This is a genomic window from Thiothrix eikelboomii (assembly GCF_900167255.1).
Taxonomy (GTDB): domain Bacteria; phylum Pseudomonadota; class Gammaproteobacteria; order Thiotrichales; family Thiotrichaceae; genus Thiolinea; species Thiolinea eikelboomii.
On record NZ_FUYB01000009.1, the window covers coordinates 34,884 to 55,110 of the forward strand.

At 42.9% G+C, this 20,227-nt stretch carries 15 protein-coding genes; 13 read left to right on the plus strand and 2 right to left on the minus strand.

Going from position 1 to position 20,227, the window contains the following annotated elements:
• Nucleotides 1-16: 16 nt before the first annotated feature.
• Nucleotides 17-1,921: a PqiB family protein gene (locus tag B5D50_RS10550; protein WP_159448612.1), complete on the plus strand. Its 1,905-nt coding sequence runs from the start codon at nucleotides 17-19 to the stop codon at nucleotides 1,919-1,921.
• Complete coding sequence (locus tag B5D50_RS10555; RefSeq protein ID WP_078922580.1) at nucleotides 1,906-2,481, plus strand: PqiC family protein; 576 nt, start codon at nucleotides 1,906-1,908, stop codon at nucleotides 2,479-2,481. Before B5D50_RS10550 ends, B5D50_RS10555 begins: the two co-directional genes overlap by 16 nt.
• Nucleotides 2,482-2,487: 6 nt before the next feature.
• On the opposite strand, the gene B5D50_RS10560 is transcribed toward B5D50_RS10555, so the two are convergent.
• Nucleotides 2,488-3,192 carry a GntR family transcriptional regulator gene (locus tag B5D50_RS10560; RefSeq protein WP_078922581.1) on the minus strand — a complete coding sequence of 235 codons (705 nt, stop codon included), beginning with the start codon at nucleotides 3,190-3,192 and terminating at the stop codon, nucleotides 2,488-2,490.
• Between the two features lie 211 nt (nucleotides 3,193-3,403).
• Here B5D50_RS10560 and B5D50_RS10565 point away from each other — a divergent pair, with 211 nt between their 5' ends.
• From B5D50_RS10565 to B5D50_RS10615, 11 genes are all read left to right on the plus strand, one after another.
• Entirely contained in the window at nucleotides 3,404-4,111 is a 708-nt protein-coding gene (locus B5D50_RS10565) for an ABC transporter ATP-binding protein (RefSeq protein ID WP_078922582.1), read from the plus strand.
• The gene (locus tag B5D50_RS10570) at nucleotides 4,111-6,561 is read left to right on the plus strand and encodes an ABC transporter permease (RefSeq protein ID WP_078922583.1); all 2,451 of its coding nucleotides are present in this window, start codon (nucleotides 4,111-4,113) and stop codon (nucleotides 6,559-6,561) included. Before B5D50_RS10565 ends, B5D50_RS10570 begins: the two co-directional genes overlap by 1 nt.
• Nucleotides 6,562-6,653: 92 nt before the next feature.
• On the plus strand, nucleotides 6,654-8,315 hold the full coding sequence (locus tag B5D50_RS10575) for a hypothetical protein (protein ID WP_078922584.1): 1,662 nt from the start codon (nucleotides 6,654-6,656) through the stop codon (nucleotides 8,313-8,315).
• 104 nt (nucleotides 8,316-8,419) lie between these two features.
• Entirely contained in the window at nucleotides 8,420-9,964 is a 1,545-nt protein-coding gene (locus tag B5D50_RS10580; RefSeq protein ID WP_078922585.1) for an EAL domain-containing protein, read from the plus strand.
• Nucleotides 9,965-10,041: 77 nt separating this feature from the next.
• Nucleotides 10,042-11,601, plus strand: a complete 1,560-nt coding sequence (locus B5D50_RS10585; protein WP_159448613.1) for a glucosamine inositolphosphorylceramide transferase family protein — start codon at nucleotides 10,042-10,044, stop codon at nucleotides 11,599-11,601.
• A complete protein-coding gene (locus B5D50_RS10590; RefSeq protein ID WP_078922587.1) occupies nucleotides 11,598-12,680 on the plus strand; it encodes a glycosyltransferase in 1,083 nt (360 codons plus the stop codon). The genes B5D50_RS10585 and B5D50_RS10590 overlap by 4 nt, the downstream gene beginning before the upstream one ends.
• The gene (locus B5D50_RS10595; protein WP_078922588.1) at nucleotides 12,668-13,870 is read left to right on the plus strand and encodes an O-antigen ligase family protein; all 1,203 of its coding nucleotides are present in this window, start codon (nucleotides 12,668-12,670) and stop codon (nucleotides 13,868-13,870) included. Before B5D50_RS10590 ends, B5D50_RS10595 begins: the two co-directional genes overlap by 13 nt.
• A complete protein-coding gene (locus tag B5D50_RS10600) occupies nucleotides 13,867-14,928 on the plus strand; it encodes a glycosyltransferase (RefSeq protein ID WP_159448614.1) in 1,062 nt (353 codons plus the stop codon). The genes B5D50_RS10595 and B5D50_RS10600 overlap by 4 nt, the downstream gene beginning before the upstream one ends.
• Before the next feature lies 1 nt (nucleotide 14,929).
• On the plus strand, nucleotides 14,930-16,378 hold the full coding sequence (locus B5D50_RS10605; protein ID WP_159448615.1) for a lipopolysaccharide biosynthesis protein: 1,449 nt from the start codon (nucleotides 14,930-14,932) through the stop codon (nucleotides 16,376-16,378).
• Nucleotides 16,353-17,111, plus strand: coding sequence for a hypothetical protein (locus tag B5D50_RS10610; RefSeq protein ID WP_078922591.1), 759 nt, complete (start codon nucleotides 16,353-16,355; stop codon nucleotides 17,109-17,111). Before B5D50_RS10605 ends, B5D50_RS10610 begins: the two co-directional genes overlap by 26 nt.
• A complete protein-coding gene (locus B5D50_RS10615; RefSeq protein WP_078922592.1) occupies nucleotides 17,108-18,325 on the plus strand; it encodes a glycosyltransferase in 1,218 nt (405 codons plus the stop codon). The genes B5D50_RS10610 and B5D50_RS10615 overlap by 4 nt, the downstream gene beginning before the upstream one ends.
• Here B5D50_RS10615 and asnB read toward each other — a convergent pair.
• Nucleotides 18,241-20,196: an asparagine synthase (glutamine-hydrolyzing) gene (asnB, locus tag B5D50_RS10620; protein ID WP_078922593.1), complete on the minus strand. Its 1,956-nt coding sequence runs from the start codon at nucleotides 20,194-20,196 to the stop codon at nucleotides 18,241-18,243. The two genes, B5D50_RS10615 and asnB, sit on opposite strands and share 85 nt — an antisense overlap.
• Nucleotides 20,197-20,227: the final 31 nt, after the last annotated feature.

The window sequence follows — 20,227 nt, forward strand, 5'->3', positions numbered from 1 at the left end:
GAGGATACGCAGTATTTTGAATTCGGGCATTGATCCGCTTCCTCACCAAGCCGAGCTACCGGCGGTACAAATACGTCGTCAGCGTTGGCCTTCACCCGTGTGGTTATTACCCTTAGCCGCTGCTTTGATCAGTCTTTGGCTATTATTACAAAACTGGTTAGAGCAAGGCGAAATTATTACCGTGCATTTCCCGAGTGCTGAGGGGATTGATCCTGGAAATACCCAAGTTCGCTACAAAGCGGTGAATGTCGGCAAAGTCAAAAGTGTCAAGTTTGACGCGAATATGAATCCACTGGTCACACTCGCCCTGAATCGTGAGATGAGTGATGTCTTAGATTGTAGTGCACAGTTTTGGGTGGTACGGCCACGCATTCGAGGTGCGGAAATTTCGGGGATTACCACTTTATTTTCAGGTACTTATATTGGCATGCTCCCACAACGAGCAGAAGGAGAGTTAGCAGAAAATGAAAGTACCATCTGCTATCAGGCTTTAGAAGAGCCGCCTGCCACTAAACCGAATCGCCCAGGGCGGGAGTTTAAACTGATGACCGATTCAATGGGGTCGTTAGATATTGGTACGCCGATTTTTTATAAACAATTGCAGGTGGGTGAAATTATTAATTATCGGCTTTCTGCCGATAGCGGTCAGGTGGAGCTGGATGTCTTTATTGACGAGCCGTATTACCGCTTAATTAATAAGAACTCGCGCTTTTGGGATGTCAGTGGGATTGATGTGCGTGTCGATTCCGTGGGTGCAGAAGTCCGTATGGAGTCTCTGACTTCCTTATTAATTGGTGGTATTGCTTTTGAAACCTCGCCTGAGCAGAATCAAGGCCTGCCCATTAGCCCATCCAATACCGTTTTTAAGCTTTATCCTGATCAGGCCAGCAGTCGTGAAAAACAATACCAAGATCGTCTGTATTATACTGTGTATTTTAATGGTTCTTTACGTGGCTTAGCTGAAAAAGCACCGGTTGAATTTCAGGGGATTCGGGTTGGACAAGTCGAAAAAATTAAACTGCATTTAGACCCCAAGTCTTTGGATATTCGCATTCCCGTGCTGATTTCGATTGAGCCACAGCGCTTTTCTGAAGAGCTAAGCTTAGCCGAGGCACCCAAGTTAATGGCCAGCCTTGTGGAGCGTGGGATGCGCGCTAAATTAGAGAATGGTAATCTTTTAACCGGGCAACGTTTTATCGGCTTAAGTTTTGATGAAAAAGCTAAGCCCGACCTGATCGCTAAGGGGCAATTTTATGATGTTTTCCCTACCTCGCCCACTCCGGTTGAAGAGCTCTCCAAAATGGCGGCCAAAATTGCCGATGATTTAAAATCGAGCTTAGGCGGTGTGCGTCAGTTTATAGAAACTGGGCAGCTCGATAAAACGGTCGAGAATGCTAATAAACTGCTATTAACTACCGAAACCACAATGACTGAGGCTAAACAAGCTCTCACCAAGGCGCAGGCAGTGCTTGATCAGTTGCAGAATAAGACCTTGCCGGGGGCGAGCCAGAATTTGGATAAGGTCAGTGCTAGTTTGGTGACGGCTTTAGCCCAAGTGAGTACCCAGATCGACCAATTAGCGATGCAGTTTGAGGGGTCACTAACTGCCGTGACAACAGATTTCGATCAGCTATCGAATACTTTAAATCAATCAGTGACCAGCATGACACAGACCGCGAAGCAGGCGGGTACGGATTTCAAACGTAGTTCGGTGGAGTTTGATCAAACCTTGCAGCGCCTACAGACTTCATTGACCCATCTAGATCGTTTATTAGCCCAAAACTCGCCGACTCAATATCAAATCACTGAAATGCTGGATGAGGTCACGGCGATGTCGCGGTCGGTACGTGCCTTGACTGAAACCTTACAGCGCCAACCAGAAGCGTTAATTCGAGGAAAAAAAGAGTGGGAAGAACCTTAATTCTATTAGGTTTAATGAGTTTGTTCGGCTTGACTGCCTGTAGCAGCGTAAAACCACAGTATTACACCCTAGGAACGCCGGAGTTAAGCTCCATTGCCAGCCGCCCATCCTCCATCAAAAGCCTTGGCGTTGCGCGGATTCGTTTACCGAGTTTATTAGACCGCAAGGGGATGGTCTTACGTCAAGATAAATTTAGTGTCGAAGTGTCTGAGCAATATCAATGGGCGGGAGTTTTGCGCGAGGAGTTTAATGAGAGTTTAGTCTCAGGCTTGCAAGCTGGCTTACCGCAGACGCGCCTACAAGTTGCTCCTTGGACTTTAGAGCAAACCCCCGACTATTATTTGGTGGTGACAGTCTTGGCTTTTGAGGGTGCGCCTCAGGCACAAGCAGGTCTACGGGGAAGCTGGCAATTATTGCAAGGTTCATCGAATCGTTTAATCAAAGCAGGCACGATGAATTTTACGCGACCCGTTCAGGGGAAAGATGTGAAGGATGTCGTTCAGGCGCAAAATGAATTAATGGGGGATTTAGTACGCCAAGTGATAGCCGCCTTGCCTTAGCTTGCCTTAATGATTACCGAGTTCTTCTGGGGTCATCGCCTCTAAACGCTGCTTGGCGCGATCACGCGAGGCGCGCACATGATAACGCATTAATAATTCAGCCATTTCACCATCGCGCCGCTCTAAAGCTTGGACAATTAATTCATGCTCTTGCATCGCGGTACTAGAAAAAGCAGGGCTTAAGCGCATGCGATAAAAGCGCACTAAATCATAGAGGTCTTGGCAGAGCATCGTCAGGAGTCGCTGATTTTTACTGCCTTGAATAATACAAAAATGGAAATCAAGATCAGCATCTTGGCTATAGTCGTTTTTAGCAGGGCGTTCGAGGTTGGCCATGCTGTCTTTGTGCCGTGCGACTAAGGTTTTGAGGTGAGAGAGTTCCGGTTCGGTCATGTTTTTGGCAGCAAGACGAGCGGCCATCCCTTCCATCGCTTCGCGAATCTGATAGATCTCCATTAATTGATCAATCGAAAAGTTGACAATACGCGCCCCAATATTAGGGCGACGAGTCACTAAATTACAATTTTCGAGTTTACTAATCGCTTCGCGCAACGAACCACGGCTGACGCCATAAATACTAGCCAGTTCAGGCTCGCTGATTTTTTTCCCTGCCGGCAATTCGCCTTCAAGGATGGCACGACGCAAATCCAAGAACAGACGATCAGCAATCGTGACAGGTTCGTATGAATGACAGGCAGGGTGAAATGGCATGCTAACGGTCTCGGGTCGATTTACGTGTTCTGTATTTTTATGTTGACGATCATAGAGCAATAAGACTGTTTTTTAAAGAATACAGATAGGATTGTCGACAATTTTATCTTGATCAAAAATAGTAAATAACCACGAAAGCAGAGGGCGCAAATGTGAATCTATGCCTAGAGTTGTATAGTCAGTGCTTTATTTTTCCCGACAGTGTTGGAATATGAGTGAAAATAATAGGGTAATTGTTGCTAGTGGCTTACAAAAGCAGGTCATCGCACCTGCAGCCAATAATGCGAGTGAGATTTTAAGTATTCTGACGGAGATTAATTTGCAGGTTGCTGCGGGGGTATCCGTGGCGATTACCGGCGCTTCTGGCTCGGGCAAAAGTACCCTATTGGGTTTATTAGCGGGTTTAGATGTGCCGACTGCGGGGAGTTTGCAGTTATTTGGGCAGGAACTCACGCAGTTATCAGAAGATCAGCGCGCCGCTTTACGTTTAGGTAAAGTGGGTTTCGTTTTCCAGTCTTTTCATTTGTTAGAGCATTTAACCGCCGTTGAGAATGTTTTGCTGCCCTTGGAATTAGCTCAGGTCAAAGGTGATCTCAAACAGCGCGCCTTAACAGCTTTAGATCAAGTGGGGCTGGCTGCACGTGCTCAGCAGTTCGTCACGAAGTTATCGGGTGGAGAGCAGCAAAGAGTGGCTTTAGCGCGTGCTTTTGTCACTCAGCCTGAACTCTTATTTGCGGATGAGCCCACCGGAAATTTAGATCGACATACCGGACAAGAAGTGGCTGCTTTACTATTTCGTTTACAACATGATTATCAAACAACCTTGATTTTGGTAACGCATGACGAGTCCTTAGCCGCACAATGTAATCATTGGTACCGACTAGCGGATGGGCGTTTGCACCGACAGGAGTCCGTGTAATGGCAAGCTATTGGCAGCAGTGGGTAAGGCGTTGGCGTTTGTCAGAAATGCGTCTGCTATTTTTGGCGCTTTGGATTTCTGCGCTGGCTGTAGCCGCAGTGGGTTTTTTTACGGATCGGGTTGAGTCGGCGATGGAACGTCAGGCGAGTCAGGTCTTAGGTGGGGATCTAGTCCTTAGCTCGTCGCGGCCTTTACCGGATGAGTATCGGCAATTAGCGACTCGACTCGGGGCTAAGATGGCTGAAGTGGTTAGTTTTCGCAGTATGCTGTCTGTGGGCGAAACCGCCCAATTAGTGCAAGTGAAGGCGGTGTCCACGAATTATCCCTTGATAGGTGAATTGCAGGCAGCCAACAACTTAACGGCTGCTGGGGTAAAAGCTCAGCTACCGGCTAGTGGGGAATTAGGGGCAGAGCCGCGTTTATTTCATGCTCTGCCAGCTCCAGTGGGTGCAACGGTTAAGTTAGGACGCAGTGAGTTTATTTTGAGTAGCGTGGTTACTAAAGACCCCGCCCAAGGGGTTAATTTTTTCCAGCTTGCCCCACAAGTGATGATGCCCTTGGCTGATTTACCCGCGACGGGCTTATTGTCGCCCGCTAGTCGTGCGGAGTTTTCCTTATTGTTTACAGGCTCAGAGCGCGTGATACGTGAATTAAAAGCCAGTTTACAAGCCAAGCTAGCCCCGACTGAACGAGTGCGTACCCTACAAGAAGGTGCCCAAAATGTTCAACAGGCTTTGCAGCGGGCTGGGCGTTTTTTAGGTCTGGCGGCACTGTTAAGTGTGGTCTTAGCGGGCGCTGCGATTGTACTCACTGCCGCCAGTTTAGTCCGGCATGAGACTGCTGCAGTCGCTGTGCTCAAGGCGTTTGGTTTGGCTCGTCGCCGGATCTTAGTCGACTATTTAGGTAATTTATGGTTCTTGGCTTTAGTCGCTGGCATCCTAGGTGCTTTAGTCGGTTTCTTTTTGCAAACACTCCTCGCCCATTGGTTAGTTCAAGTCGTAGCGATCGAGTTGCCACCTGCGAGTTGGACTTCGGCTTGGGTGAGTATCGTCACTGCTCTAGTGATGGTTACCGGATTTGCTTTGCCTGCGCTTTTGCGTCTATTGGATACCTCCCCCATGCAAATTTTGCAAGGGAGTTTGCAGGCACCAACCGCCTTAGTCGGCGTGTTCATGCTCAGCATTTTACCGGCAATTTTTCTATTGATGTGGATACAGGCTCGTGAACTAAGCTTAACCCTGTGGGTGTTTTTAGGCTTATTGGTTGCAGTGGTCTTGTTTTGGTGGTTGGCTAAGCTGAGTTTGAATGGGATGGCGCGCTTAAGTACCCGCCAAGGCTGGCAGGGGTTGGCCTTACTGCGGCATGGTCGCCGTTCACTGCTGTTAGTCGTGGTGTTTGCGATGGGGCTATTCACGCTGTTATTACTGACGGCGTTGCGAACCGATTTAATTGGGCGGTGGCAGGCCAGTGTGCCAGCAGATGCACCTAATTATTTCCTAATCAATATTCAAGCCACGGATCAGGCTAATTTAGAAAACTTCCTCAAGCAGCAGAATATTCAAGCAAATTTATATCCCATGATTCGGGGGCGTTTAGTTGAAATTAATGGTCAACCGGTCACTGCTGATGATTATCCTAAGCCAGAGGCTAAGCGCATGTTAGAGCGCGAGTTTAATTTATCATCGTTCGCTGTTTTTCCAGAGAGTAATACTTTGCTAGCAGGTCAGTGGTTTGATGCTAATACGCAAGGTTTTTCTATCGAAAAGGGCATTGGAGAGACCTTAGGTTTTAATTTAGGGGATCGTTTAAGCTTCGATATTGCGGGACAGCGTTTTACCGAAACCATTACCAGTGTGCGCGAGGTGCGTTGGGACAGTATGCAGCCCAATTTTTTTGTGGTTGCAGCCCCCGGTAGTTTATTGGATAAACCGTATACTTTAATCACCAGTTTGCATCTAGCCCCGAATCAACCGGAATTAATTCCGACCATGATTCGGCAATTCCCCAGTATCACTGCAATTGATACCAGCGCGGTTCTAGGGCAAGTTCGCTCGTTGGTAGAGCAAGCCACTTTAGCCGTGCAGGGTGTGTTTGCCTTTACCTTAGTGACCGGTTTATTGGTTCTATGGTCAGCCTTACAAGCACAAAAGCCAGAGCGCCAGCGTGAAATTGCGGTGCTGAAATCACTAGGGGCTAATTCGCGAAGCTTGCGTCGGCGTATTTGGTTGGAGTTTTTATGGTTAGGGGGCTTAGCCGGAGGTTTAGCGGGATTATTAACCTTGCTGGCTGCTAATCTGCTTGGATTTTATCTGTTTGACCTAGGGCTGAGTCTGAATCCTTGGTTGGTGATTTTAGGTGCTTTAGCGGGTGCTGGCTTAGTGGCAACCGCCGCATGGTTAAATTTGCGCAGTTTACTGCAGGTTGTACCGATGGTGCTGCTAAAAACTTAGCAGTTTATCGGTTTGACGGCGTTTATCTGGCGAAGATTAGCTATAATCAGGAGTCATTATAAAAATAAGCCCCAGATCTGAGTGAGGTAGCGATGGACACGACAGCAGAGCGTCAGGATATTTCGCGTTACACGATTCCTTTAAGTGAGTCCAAAGCTAAGGATTGGATCAATTCTTTATCTATCACCGATTTTGGTGATACCACTAAGCGGGTCTATCATGGTTTAGCCGATCTGAATCGTCGTTCTCTATCACCCGTCGTGCGGATTCGCATCGGTGAACGCTTGCGTCCAACCTTTGATTTAATGCTGACCAATCTGAGCCGCCATTTAAGCTGTCGGGCTTTTCCTTTGTCTGAGCGCGGCCAGCGGATTTTTGATCTAAACCAATCCTTGTTGTTAGAGTTTTCTGGTTTATACCAGTTAGCTGCCTTAGATATGATCACCCGAAATGAAGTGAATAAGCGCGCTCTGCAGGCAGCTATTTATCGAGTGTTGGATTATTTAGGTTTATATCTTATTAGTACCTATACAGTCTATGTGCGTACTCGTGAGTCAATTTGGCATGATATTCATCATATGTATTTACTCGCGGCTGAGCGTGGCCTCGATAAAATGAAGATCAATCAAGGGCGTGAAGGGGCGAAGAGCATTGAAGAGCGCTATATTCAGATGAATGTGCTGCCGCTATTTAAGCCCTATAGTCTGCGCCAAGAAGAGGTAGCGCGAATTGTTCGCTATATCGAGTCAGTCACCGATTCGATAAAAATTGCTAATGATACTTTGCAACTTGATGCTAATCAGGACTTTGTGCATGCGGCGGTTTTAAATAATGATGAGCCAGCGGTGATTATGCCGTATCGGGATTTACCGCATTCCCCGACAGTTAGGGTGTTTAATTTATCTGCAGTGATTGTCGATTTAGACCGACAAATACAGGAGCTTTCTCGAGAGCAAAACTCAGGTCTAGTTCTGAAAAATGGCATGAGCCGTAATTTGCTTAAACGGATGGTTTTTCATCTAACGACGGTTCGTAATCGCCAATTTAATCGCTTCCCTAAAACAGAAAAGGTCGCCGTTGTTTTAGGTATGCAAAGTGTATTGGAGGCGGTAAATCTTGCCTATCAGGGCGGGAGTCCAGACCAAAAGCGTGAGGAGGATTTATTATTTGACAATATGCTCTATGGTGAGGCGGGCTTAGCCACTGCGAGTCAAAAGAGTTTGGCTGAAACGACGAGTAAGATGCAAATTTGGGATATGATCAATAGCAGCATTGGTGGTTATGGTCTGCGTTGGACACATAAAGAAAGCTCAGCAGTACGGGTAGGGGAGTTAATCGGCCTACGTGATATTTCCAATGAGCAAAATAGCTGGGTAGTCGGAGTTGTAAAATGGATGGAGTATATTAATAAACAAGGCTTATTTTGTGGTGTTGAATTATTATCGGCTAAAGTACAAGCCCTAACGGCGGATCAGGTGTTAAATCGTGAAGTCACGCATAAATTCCCCCAGCAAGGCTTAATGTTACCGAGCATAGAAGGTCTAAGAGCTGAGCCAGTATTAATTCTACCTGCTTATGTTTTCCAGTCGGGAGATAAAATTTCGATTGATTTACAAGGGCGTCAGGAGCGAGTGTTATTATCAGCCTTAGATGAGTGCTTAGGTGCGTTTGCTTATTTCCGCTACAAAATCATCACGGAAGACGAAAAACAGAAGACTGATGATGATTTCGACAGCTTATGGTCAGATCTATAGATAAAATTGATACCATAATCAGCCCGTCAAGTCACTGGATACGATGGTCGGGAAAAACAGCCTTCTGACTTTTGCCAAGCCGATAACTTGGTATCTTTCACAGTATGAGTCAACATACTGTCGCTTGTGTCATCGTTCATCAGAACCCCGCGCTTAGCCAAATCCTGGAGGTTGCTTTACGCCAAACAGGTTTTGAGATTCAATTGACCTATGCCAAGACTTGGGCGGAACTAGAAACGAGTTTAGCAACTGCCCCAGCCTTAGTTTTTTGCCCCAGTGATTTAATGCAACAGCGGGAAGGGCGGTTATTAGAACTCATCCAGCAGCGCTCGCCTGATTCAATTTGTGTCAAAGTTGCTCAGCGTCATTGGGAGCCGCTAACAACTCGCGTCTTAGCGGTTGAGTTGTGCGCAATCTCAGTCGGTGATGCTGATTTATTACAGCAACAGATCAATTATCTTTTGAATTACAGCACGTTAAAAACCCGCTTCCGCCAGTGCAAACATTTACTGAGTATTGCTGAATTACGCTGCCAATGGTTAGTTGACTATGCGCGTGAGCCAGTGGCTTTTGTAGCACGAGGTAAACATCTACATGCTAATGTAGCCTATCTATCTTTGTTTGGGTTTAGTTCGGAATCCGAGGCTTTAGCCACACCCTTATTAAGTTTGATTTCTACGGATGAGCGTCAAGTCTTTAGCACTTTATGTGCTAATGCAGAGCGCAGTGCTTGTCCTTCCAACCGTCTATTGTTAACCCTCAAACGTTTCGATAAAAAACCTTTTCGGGCTGAAACTCGTTTTATTCCTTCGGTTTTCCGAGGGCAACGTTGTGTGCAGTTACATGTCCATGCCTTAGTCGAATCCACGCCGCCCGCTTTAGCTAATCCTTGGGATCAACCGGTCGCTTCGCAGGCTAAGCAGACGAGGGCTAGCCAGCAGTTACAAGCTCATTTCCAAGAGACTTTAAATCTACAAACCCATACGCAACCTAGTTTATTAATTGCTGAACCCAACTTACTGACTGCAAGCGGAACCAGTATCTCTTATCGAAATTTACTGGCTAGTGCCAAGCAAGGGGGACGCTTCAAGCTGGACTGGTGGACTCTGCGCAATGCTTTATTACATCCACTGTTGCAGTCTCAGCATAGGAGCGAGCATTTGATCTTAATTAGTGTGGGTGATTGGATTTTTAAGCAGGCTAGTCAATTTAAGGCTCTGGTCAAATTACTCAATAGTAATCAGCGCTTAGCCAGTCAATTAATTTTAGCTATACCGATGGAGGCTTGCCTGACTTATTCTGTCTTAGCGCGTCAACTATTCCCGACTTTAAAGCGTAGTGGTGTGCGCTTAGCCTTAGATCAAGTCAATACAGTCAATGCCACCTTATTGGCACAAATCAAGCAACTTAAGCTGGATTTTATCCGTTTAGCACCTGAATTGGCACAGGCCATCGTTGGGCAACAAACGGTTTCGCAGCCCTTGCATCATCTGATTCAAACCTTCGCTCAGGCTAATTTATTAGTGATTATTGATGGGGTAAGGGATATAAACTCCCTAAATTTATTATGCCTCACCTCGGCAACTTATCTGCAGGGTGATATTTTGAATAAGTTCAACGGTCAAAATAATGGTCAAACCCACTTATGACAGCTTATCCACTTAATATAGCTCTGATTGTCGAGGATATTCATTTGCCTGCATGGCAGGCTGCTCTGTTAAGGCGATTGAGTGCTCAAACCTATATTCAGATTAAATTAGTGTTATTAGCAGAACAGTCAAGAACTTGGTCTTTAAATCCAGTTAAGTTTAGATTTTTTAAAAAAATACGTGAATTAGAAGTCAAGTTGTTAGAGACGACTCATCCTGCTGACCAGTTAGTCAATATCAGTGGTTTATTAGATAGTAGTTTTGTTAAATTAAATTCAGCCATTGCTAAAGTAGAGTACTTTAATAAATCAATTAATTTAGTAATTAATCTAACAGCCAAAGATAAGTTGCCGGAGTATTTAATTGCAAATACTCAATATGGAGTTTGGTATTATTTTTATAATAGCCATCTAGAGCGTTCTTCGCGTTGGGCTGGGATACAAGAGTTTAACTTAAATCAAAATGGGATTGTCAGTGGTGTGATGGTCAAAAGTGCTTATTTCAAGCAAGATCGTTATTTATGGATTTCTTATACCAGTAAGCAATGTTTATTAAGCAAAACTCATGATAACCTATTATGGAAAATGCTTGAATTTATTTCGGTTTTATGTCAGCAAGCAAGTGACTATGAAACAGGAAAAAAATTTATTCAACATAGGCATTTAGCAACTTTAGTTGATAAATTAATTTATATAGATAGTATTTGTTATTGTGCTTTAGTGACGGAAAATTTCTTAATATTACTATTAGGTTTTTTAGCTACACATTTAAAACGCTTAATTAATAAACTTACTGTACATAAACAATGGGTATTATTAAAAACCGAAAAAAATCCGATTGATCATTTTAGTAAGACAGATCAATCAAAATTACTTTATGCACCCACTAAAGGTTTTGCGGCAGATCCGTGCTTAGTTGAGGAAAAGGGTGAGCAGTATGTATTTTTTGAAGAGTATTTAGAAAATAAAAAGCGCGGACGTATTGTTTGTGCAAAGCTAGTTGATTTAGAAAGCTTAGGAAACAAAGTCGAACCTATTCCTGTATTAGAGAGAGATTATCATCTATCTTATCCTTTTGTATTTAAAGATGCAGATACTTGGTATTTAGTCCCAGAGTCAGCTGAAAATCGTAGCTTAGATTTATATCGTTGTACTCAATTTCCAGATCAATGGGAGTTTGTTAAATCTTTACTCACTGATGTTGATGCTTATGATGCTACTTTGCATCAATATGCTGGGCGTTGGTGGATTTTTGTCAATATTCGTCCGCATCTCAGTAGTTCACCCAATGAATTGCTTTATCTGTTTTCAGCCGACAGTTTATTGGCTGATCAATGGCGGGCTCATCCCGCTAATCCTATTATTAATCATGCTGATAAAGCACGTTCAGCGGGTGCTTTATTTGAAAAGGATGGGGTGATCTACCGACCGTCTCAAAATTGTGCAGGTTCTTACGGGCGTGGCTTGAACCTGAATGCCATTATCGAGTGGAATGAGCAAACGTATAAAGAAATATCGGTAGCCCAGTGTATTCCGAGCGGCAGAGCTTCATTAGAGGGCATGCACTCCATTTCTTGTTTGGGTAATACGATTATTAGTGATGGCATCTACACTCGTAAACGTTGGCGGAAAGCATGATGACTAACAAAAAAATTGCCTTCGTCATTCACTCCCTTGGGCGTGGTGGAGCTGAAAAGGTAGTTTCTGAGCTGTCTATTTATTGGCAGAAAAAAGGCTATGAACTAACTATAATAGTTTTTGATAATGAAATTGGCTATCCGATTGCTGGAAGGTTAATTAATTTAAATCTACCTTCTGGGTTTGGTTTTATTGAGCGTGGTTTGATCTTACTTAGGCGTGCTTGGCAGCTAAAGAAAGTTTATCAGAAAAATAAATTTGATTTAATCATCGCCGTTATGGAAACAGCAAGTTTCCCTTCTATTTTGGCAAATCACCAAACGGTTGCTTCTAATCATTGTAATCCTGATTTATATTTTTCTAAAGCAGAATGGAAAATTGCAAGTTATTTATTTCCTAAGACTAAAAAAGTGGTTTGTGTTTCACAAGTTGCTATGCAAGCATTTAAAAATAAACTAACTAATTCGATTGGTTTAATAACGATTTATAATCCAGTGGATTTCGAGCGCTTAAATTTTTATGCAAAACAAACAGCAAAAATTAAACTGGAAGGTAAATATATTATCGCTGTTGGCCGTTTAGAGCAGCAAAAGCGCCTAGATCGTCTAATCCAAGCTTATGCAGATAGTAAATTAAAATATGAAGCTAAATTATTGATTTTAGGTGAAGGTAGTTTACGTAATAAATTACAAGAGCAAATTAAAAATCTAAATTTATTAGAGCAAGTGTTGATGCCCGGTAATATTGAGAATCCACATCCAAATATCGCAGGTGCTGAATTTTTAGCCTTATCGAGTGATCATGAAGGTTTTCCTATGGTATTGATTGAGGCTTTAGCGATTGGCAAGCCAGTGATTTCAACAGATTGTGCTACAGGACCCAATGAAATTATTCAGCATGGTCATAATGGCTTGTTAGTACCTGTAGAGAATACTCTTGCTTTACGCGATGCTTTAGATGAGCTGTATTTTAATAAAGCTTTGCATCAATATCTAAGTATTAATGCAGCAGCTTCGGTCGCACATTTATCAATTGATGCAATCGCAGCAAATTGGGAGGCATTAGCATGGAGGGGATAAGAAAGCTAGCTTTAGTTTGCTTATTAATCTTGATTTTTGCAGTGCCTACTGATGGTTTATGGTCGATTGCGGGACTGTCGTTAGTTAAAATTTCGGGTTTGCTATTATTTGGCATGGTGGCTTTACTGCTAATCAGTGGGGATGGGTTGCGAGGCTCACCTTGGTTTTTAATTGCGGTGACGGCTTATATTTGTTGGATGCTATTTAGCTATCTTTGGACTTGGATGCCAGTTAATTATGAAACCAGCTTGGCGATTAATAGCCAACAATCTATTAAAGGTCATTTGTATTTATTTATGTTGGTATTGCTTGCTTTTCAAGTCATTCGTACCGAGCAAGACTTAAATTTTGCCTTGGCAGCTTACTTATTAGGAGCAATTGGCTTGATTTATTTTCTAGTTAGTGGTTATGACCCAACTAGTACTACAGTTCGCCATGAAATTAAAGGTTTTGATGCTAATGAAACTTCACTTCAACTGGCTTTAGGTTTACCGATGGCTTGGTATTTATTGTTAACGACTAAATCATGGTTATTGCGTAGCTTGAGTCTTATCTATATACCATTAGCCTTATTTGGGATTTTTATTACTGGCTCGAGAACTGGTTTTATTACCGCTTTGTTAGGTTTTATGGGTGTGCTTCCTTGGCTATGGCGTGCTCGTTTTATTTGGAAAATAGCGGTACTTGGGTTTTTTATTGCTGCAGTGGTTGGTGTGACAAATTTTGTTCCAGAAAAAACTTTAGAGCGTTTGTTTTCCTCTGGCACTGAATTGAGCCAAGGTACTTTAAGTTCACGGAGTATTACTTGGTCTCGGGCATGGTTAGAAATTAATGAAGCTCCATTTGTTGGTAATGGACTGAGTTCATTTAGACGAGTAATTAATAAGTATAATATTGATTACACTGCACATAATAGTTATATCTCGATTATGGTAGAGCAGGGTATTGTTGGTTTGTTGCTTTATCTGGCAGTGATTGTCGTGGTGTTATTGCAAAGCTTACGTATTCCTGCTGAGCAACGATTATTAATGATTTCTTTATTATTGATTGCAGTTGCAGGGCAGTTTACTTTGACACTGAATGAAAAAATGTTTATTTGGTTTGCTTATTTATTTGTAGTTTTGAAGGCTAGTCTGCTGGAAGTTCCATCAATAAATTTAACAATGGCTCATCAATGGAGAACAGCGTGAAAAAAATTGCAATTGTAATTGGTGATTTAGGCATGCCAGGTGGAGCAGAAAAAGTTGCAGCTGATTTAGCAACTGAGTTCCATCAACGAGGTTATGATGTGACCGTTATTACCTTTGAGGAAAAAAATAAATCCGGCTATTTGCAAACGCCAGCTAAACATCTGCATATATCTATGCCTTCACGTGCAGGTAGTATTATAAGTCAGTTAAAGTTATTGGCTCAGCGAGTTTGGACTTTTCGACAGGTTTTCCAGCGTGAGCAATTTACTCATATTTTTTCATTCTTAGAGTCTGCTAACATACCTTGTGCTTTAGCGAGCCCCTTGACACTCGTATCAGTTCATATTGATCCAGATGAATGGACAGAACGGCAAAAAAAGATTATTAAATTTGCATTTAAGCGTGCGCGTGCAGTTATTGCTTTAACCAATAGTATGCAAACTAAATTAGAAACCTATTTACAGCTTAATAATGTAGTGCGAATTTATAACCCAGTCATGACAAATTTAGTACATCAACGTGCTAAAGAAAGTATTGCTATTAATACACCTTTTGTTTTAGCGGTTGGACGTTTAAATGCTCTGAAGCGATTTGATCGGCTAATTGCTGCTTATGCACAAGCTAATATAGCTGAAAATTGCCGCTTAATTATTTTAGGTGAGGGTGAGCTACGTAAAAATTTAGAGCAGCAAATTAGGGATTATGGTTTGCAGGAGCGAATTTTGCTGTTGGGCTATGAAGCTAATCCCTATAAATACATGACCAGGGCTGAGTATTTGGTGATGAGTAGTGATACTGAGGCTTATCCTGTGGTATTGATTGAAGCACTCAGTTTAGGTTGTCCGGTTTTAAGTACCGATTGCCCAAGTGGTCCAAGGGAAATTATTCGTGAAGGTGTGAATGGTTTATTAGTTGCTCTCACCGAGCAAGCTTTAGCCGCTGGTATGCAGCGGTTGTGTACTGATAGTCAATTACGTGAGCGTTTGTCACGACAAGCACCGAGTTCTGTGCACGCGAATGATATTCGCACCGTCGCTGATACTTGGTTGGCGGTCTAAGATGCAGCTCCGCCATAGTCTTTTCTATCTACTGGCTCATGGTATTCCGGCGCTTGCGGCCTTTTTTACGCTGGCTCTATACACACGCTGGCTGAGTCCAGAAGCCTATGGTCTGTATAGTACGCTACTGGTGATGGCTAATAGTGCCAATATTATTTTATTTAACTGGGTCTATGTTGCGCTAATGCGCTACTGGAATACGAGTGAGTTTCAGGAAGATGAGCTAACCAGCTTAGTCGGCGTGGTGTTAGTTACCGGTAGTGTATTGATTATAGGCGTAGCTACAGTCTATTTTTTATTTACTCGGGATGCCTTAATTGCAGCGACAATTGCTATTTTAATGATTAGCAATGCAATTTATATGGGCTATCAACGTATTAATTCGATTAGTCTGCAAGCCGAACGTTATTTATTTATTGAGTTGGTACGTGTAGTTTTTACTACTTTATTAGCAGTCGGTTTAGTGTTGACTGGTTATTCTTGGTATGGAATTTTGTTGGCAACCAGCTTAGGTTTTCTCTTAATACCTTTGGTTTCACCGCATTTTTGGCAGCTATTTTGGCATTATCCAAAGTCTCTCAATTATCGCAAACTATTGAAATTGCTAAAATATGGTTGGCCTTTGAGTTTGACTTTTATGCTGCTTGAGCTGATTCATGCAACTGATCGTATTTTATTAAGTTGGTTAGTGGGTTTTGAGGCAGCAGGTCAATATGCGGTAGCTTTTAGTTTGCCGTTTCAATTACTTATTCTGGTTGCTAGTGCCATCAATATGGCAGCTTACCCATTGATTTTGCAAGTCTTAGAGCAGCAGGGTGAGGAAGCTGCCAAAGCTAAATTAGCTGATTATTTATTAATTTTGCTTGGTTTATTATTGCCTAGTTATTTCGGCTTGATTGCGGTTAGTCGTGATTTTATGCCTTTATTAATCGGTGCTGATTATTTAGGTGAGTCTTTGCGGTTATTGCCCCTCATTGGTTTTTTATTGATTATCAATGCAATTTATTTGTTTTATATTTCTTTAGCATTCCAAATTGCTAAACAAACACATAAAACAGTCTGGGTAGTGGGGTTGGCCGCTTTATTAAACCTTATCCTTAATCTGATACTTATTCCCTTTTATCAAATTAATGGAGCTATTCTTGCTTCTTTAATTTCTTATCTAATTTGTGTCATCTACGGATATAGGCTAAGTGCAAATTTTTTTAAAATGCCGATTCTATGGTTGGAATTAGGGAAACTTGTCATTGCAGCTAGTCTAATGTTGATTGCGCTAAAAAATTTACCGATAGGGACTGGATTGCTAGAGGGATTGGTCCGTATTTTAATTGGTGTGATCCTGTACTTGGCTATGATTTGGTTATTAAATATAAGCAAAGTCAGATTGGTTTTAGATGATTTTTTGAAAACTGTGAATAAACGAAATGAAAGCACTCACTATCAATCGTAAAAAGTATGGTATTAGTATTCAAGAGATTTATTTTTCTTCTGGAGTGGGGCATCAACCCAATTATGATTTAAAAGTAGATTTCTGTGTTCCAAATCAAGGCAAACATACAACACCGGCTCTGACTTCAGTGATTGATTTAACAAAAGATCCTGAGGTGATTTTAGCAAATTTTCGCTCTAGCCATCGACGAGGAGTTCAAGCAAGCCTAGAGTCAAGTGATTTATCTTATCGTTTTATTACTGAGCCTTGTGCAGAGGACATACAAACTTTTTGTAAGTATTATGATGCTTTTGCTAATGAAAAAAATTTACCAATTTGTAATCAAGGTAAGCTAAGGTTTTTTGCCGGCAAAAAATCTTTAATTTTGACTAATGTTCGTTGTGTTTATACTAATGAATTAGTTTGCCTGCATGCATTTATTAGTAATGATGAGCGTGCACGATTATTGCACTCCATTTCAAATTTTCGCACACAGGCTGATAGTGCAACTGAACGTAGAGGGATTAGTAAAATTCACCGATCGTTACATTGGTTTGAAATCAATCAATTTAAAAAATTAAATTATAGACTATATGATTTAGGTGGGCTGGCTTTAGGTAATGATCCACAACTAGAAAATATTAATCATTTTAAACGCGGTTTTGGCGGTGATGAGCTTAAAGAGTATATAAATTTTACGCCTAAAACCCTCAAAGGTTGGTTAGCTATGCGCTATCTAATGAAAAAACTATGAGCCAATCCTTAAATCAGACTGCTCCTTTAGAGCAAGTGGCTTATATAATCACTTCACTAGCGATGGGTGGAGCACAAAAAGTTTTATTGGGTTTATTAGCGAATACGCCAGCCACTACTAAACCACCTTTAGTGATTAGCTTATTGAAAACTGAAGGTTTACAACCAGCATTTACCAAGCTAGGTGTCGAGGTTTTTTATTTAGAATTAGAAAAACCACAGTTAATTTTTAAAAAAATAGTTGAGCTTAAGCGGATACTTACCGAGCACCACATTAAAATACTTTATAGCTTTTTGCATCATGCTAATTTATTTGCCGTGTTGCTAGCAGCGGTTAGCTCCAAGCCTAGGCCAGCAGTCATTTGGGGGTTACATGATACACCTTTAAAAAAGCTCTACACTCGTTGGCAGCATCGTGCTTTATTTTGGCTGGGGGTACGCTTATCCTCTATTCCTTACAAGATTATTTTGGTTTCTGAGCGTAGTCGGCAGCGTTATCTTGAAGTGGGCTATCCGGCAAGTCGTATGGAGCTGATCCCTAATGGTGTCGCGGTCACTAATTTGCAAACTGAACCTATCCGTCTAGCTCGGCAAGCGCTACGTGCGGAATTAGGATTAGACTTAGATGCGGTATTAATTGGTAGCCTGACTCGGGCAGTGCCTGAGAAGGCTTTGCCCGTGATGCTCGACGCTTTTGCTCAATTAAGCCCAAGCCAAAATACACATTTAGTCTTAGCCGGTGAAGGGGTCGATCAGCATAATGCTGAGTTACAAGCACAAATTACTAATTTAGGTTTGCAAGATCGAGTGCATACTTTAGGTATTCGTCATGATGCACAAGATTTAATTCGTGCGTTTGATCTTGCTAGCTTATCTTCACGCTCTGAAGCTTTTCCGCTGTTCTTAGTTGAGGCAATGGCTTTGGGGACGCCTTGTGTAGCTACTGATGTCGGTGACATTGCTTTAATTTTGGGCGATAAGGGTCTGTTAGTACCAGTGAATGATAGCAACAGTCTAGCGGCTGCTTGGTTGCAAGTCTTAGCTTGGAGTGAAACAGAAAAGCAGGCCCATGTGCAGGCCGCTTGGCAACATATTCACGCTAATTTTAGTTTAGAGCGAATGCAACAACATCATTTAGCAGTATTCACGGAGGTGATAGCCGCTTGTGAGGCTAACCAAGCTTGGAACATGAGAATGCACCATAAGCGTTGTTGATTGGCAGCACCTTTTAAGAACTGCTGCCATTCGTGTTGGACAAGTTTGGTTTGCAGATAGCCCTGTTGTTGCATGCGTTTCGCATCTAATAGCTCTTCGGCCCAGTCACGCAATTCCCCCCTTAGCCAATCGGCTAGCGGCACATTAAAACCTTGCTTGGGGCGATTGACGATGTGGGCAGGTACATATTTATACAGCAATTGCCGGACTAACCATTTGCCTTGCCCTTGGTTAATTTTAAACTGAAGGGGTAGCCGCCAAGCCAATTCAACGACCCGATGATCTAAAAACGGTACTCGGGTTTCTAAGCTAGCGCCCATCGCAGCGCGATCTATTTTGCAGAGCATATTATCGGGAAGGATGTTTAAAGTATCAAACATCATCATCGCTGATTCAGCCTCATGGAAATGGGGTGCTAGTTTATTTAAAGGCCAAGGAGTTGCGAGTGTAGTGGTTGTGCCGATGACTAAGGCTTCAGGATGTTGCCAAGCTTGAGATAAGCGTGGAAATAAATCGTAAACGGAGGCACTCGCCGCCAATGCCGCTGCAATTTTATGCAGCTGAGCACCGAGTTGCTCATCGGATTGCAGTAACAGTTTGTTTAAAATTGGGGTTGGTATCTTCAGCAACAGCTGGCTGAGGCGCTGGCGAAGCTCTGACGGTAGCCAAGCGAGTTTAGACCAAATCTTTTGTGCAAATAAATAGCTACGATAACCGCCAAATAATTCATCGCCTGCATCACCGGATAAAGCAACGCTCACTTGTTGGCGAGCACAACGGCTAATGATAAAGGTGGGAATTTGTGAGGTATCTGCAAAAGGCTCATCGTAAAGTTGTGGCAGGAGGGGAATCACAGCTAAAGCTTCTTGTGCGCCGACGGTAAACTCGGTATGGGCAGTGCCTAGGTGTTCAGCAACGGCGCGAGCGTGTTGGGCTTCATTAAAACCTGCTTGTTCAAAAGCCACCGTAAAAGTACGAATAGCTTGACTATGTTGAGCCTGCATCAGGCTAACAATTAAAGAGGAGTCAATCCCGCCGGAGAGAAAAGCACCTAAAGGTACATCAGCTTGAGCTTGTAATTGAACCGCTTGTTGCAGCTGTTGTTCAAGACAAGCTAAGGCTGTTGGCTGATCGGTAATCAGTTGTTGCTGGCTTTGTAAAGCCATTTCGAAGCTTGACCACCAAGCTTTGGCTTGAGCCTGTTTTTGAGGTAGGTGTTGAAGCTTTAACTCTAATAAGCAGCCCGCTTCTAGCTTATAAATGCCCTGATAAATACTGGCTGGGCTGGTGACATAGGCGCATTGCAAATAGCTAGCTAAAACCGTGCGATCAAGTTCTGCCTCGAAGGTGGGAAGCTGGCGTAAAGCTTTCAGCTCAGAAGCAAAGGCAAATTGTGCGCCGATCCAACCATAATATAAGGGCTTTTCGCCCATACGATCCCGCATGAGGGTGAGCAGGCGTTCATGCTTGTCCCATAAGGCAATGGCAAACATCCCCACGGTTTTTTGGAGAGTCGCTTCGATACCCCAGTGAGCGAAACCAGCCAAGAGGGTTTCAGTATCCGAATGTCCCCGCCATTGTGGGCTAACGCCACTGCGCTCTAGCTTTTTACGTAAGGCGTGGTGATTATAAATTTCACCATTAAATACACAAAGATAGCGGCCATCAGCAGAACGCATGGGTTGTTGTCCGGCGGTGGATAAATCAACAATGGCTAAACGTCGATGACCTAAAGCTATTTGCGCCTCAGCATCTAGCCATAAACCTTGGGCATCAGGACCCCGATGTTGGAGAGCTGCTGTCATGTGCTCGAGGGTTTGTGCGGGTTGGTTTAAATGAGTAAATCCCAAAAATCCCGCAATGCCACACATGTTTTGACCTCATTGATAGTTTTAGTTATAG

Bases quoted from the DNA above. Each gene is read 5' to 3' on its own strand.
- B5D50_RS10575 (WP_078922584.1), top strand. From the start codon at position 6,654: ATGGACACGACAGCAGAGCGTCAGGATATTTCGCGTTACACGATTCCT.
- B5D50_RS10595 (WP_078922588.1), top strand. From the start codon at position 12,668: ATGGAGGGGATAAGAAAGCTAGCTTTAGTTTGCTTATTAATCTTGATT.
- B5D50_RS10615 (WP_078922592.1), top strand. From the start codon at position 17,108: ATGAGCCAATCCTTAAATCAGACTGCTCCTTTAGAGCAAGTGGCTTAT.
- B5D50_RS10605 (WP_159448615.1), top strand. From the start codon at position 14,930: ATGCAGCTCCGCCATAGTCTTTTCTATCTACTGGCTCATGGTATTCCG.
- B5D50_RS10560 (WP_078922581.1), bottom strand. From the start codon at position 3,192: ATGCCATTTCACCCTGCCTGTCATTCATACGAACCTGTCACGATTGCT.
- B5D50_RS10590 (WP_078922587.1), top strand. From the start codon at position 11,598: ATGATGACTAACAAAAAAATTGCCTTCGTCATTCACTCCCTTGGGCGT.
- B5D50_RS10570 (WP_078922583.1), top strand. From the start codon at position 4,111: ATGGCAAGCTATTGGCAGCAGTGGGTAAGGCGTTGGCGTTTGTCAGAA.
- B5D50_RS10610 (WP_078922591.1), top strand. From the start codon at position 16,353: ATGAAAGCACTCACTATCAATCGTAAAAAGTATGGTATTAGTATTCAA.
- B5D50_RS10565 (WP_078922582.1), top strand. From the start codon at position 3,404: ATGAGTGAAAATAATAGGGTAATTGTTGCTAGTGGCTTACAAAAGCAG.
- B5D50_RS10580 (WP_078922585.1), top strand. From the start codon at position 8,420: ATGAGTCAACATACTGTCGCTTGTGTCATCGTTCATCAGAACCCCGCG.
- asnB (WP_078922593.1), bottom strand. From the start codon at position 20,196: ATGTGTGGCATTGCGGGATTTTTGGGATTTACTCATTTAAACCAACCC.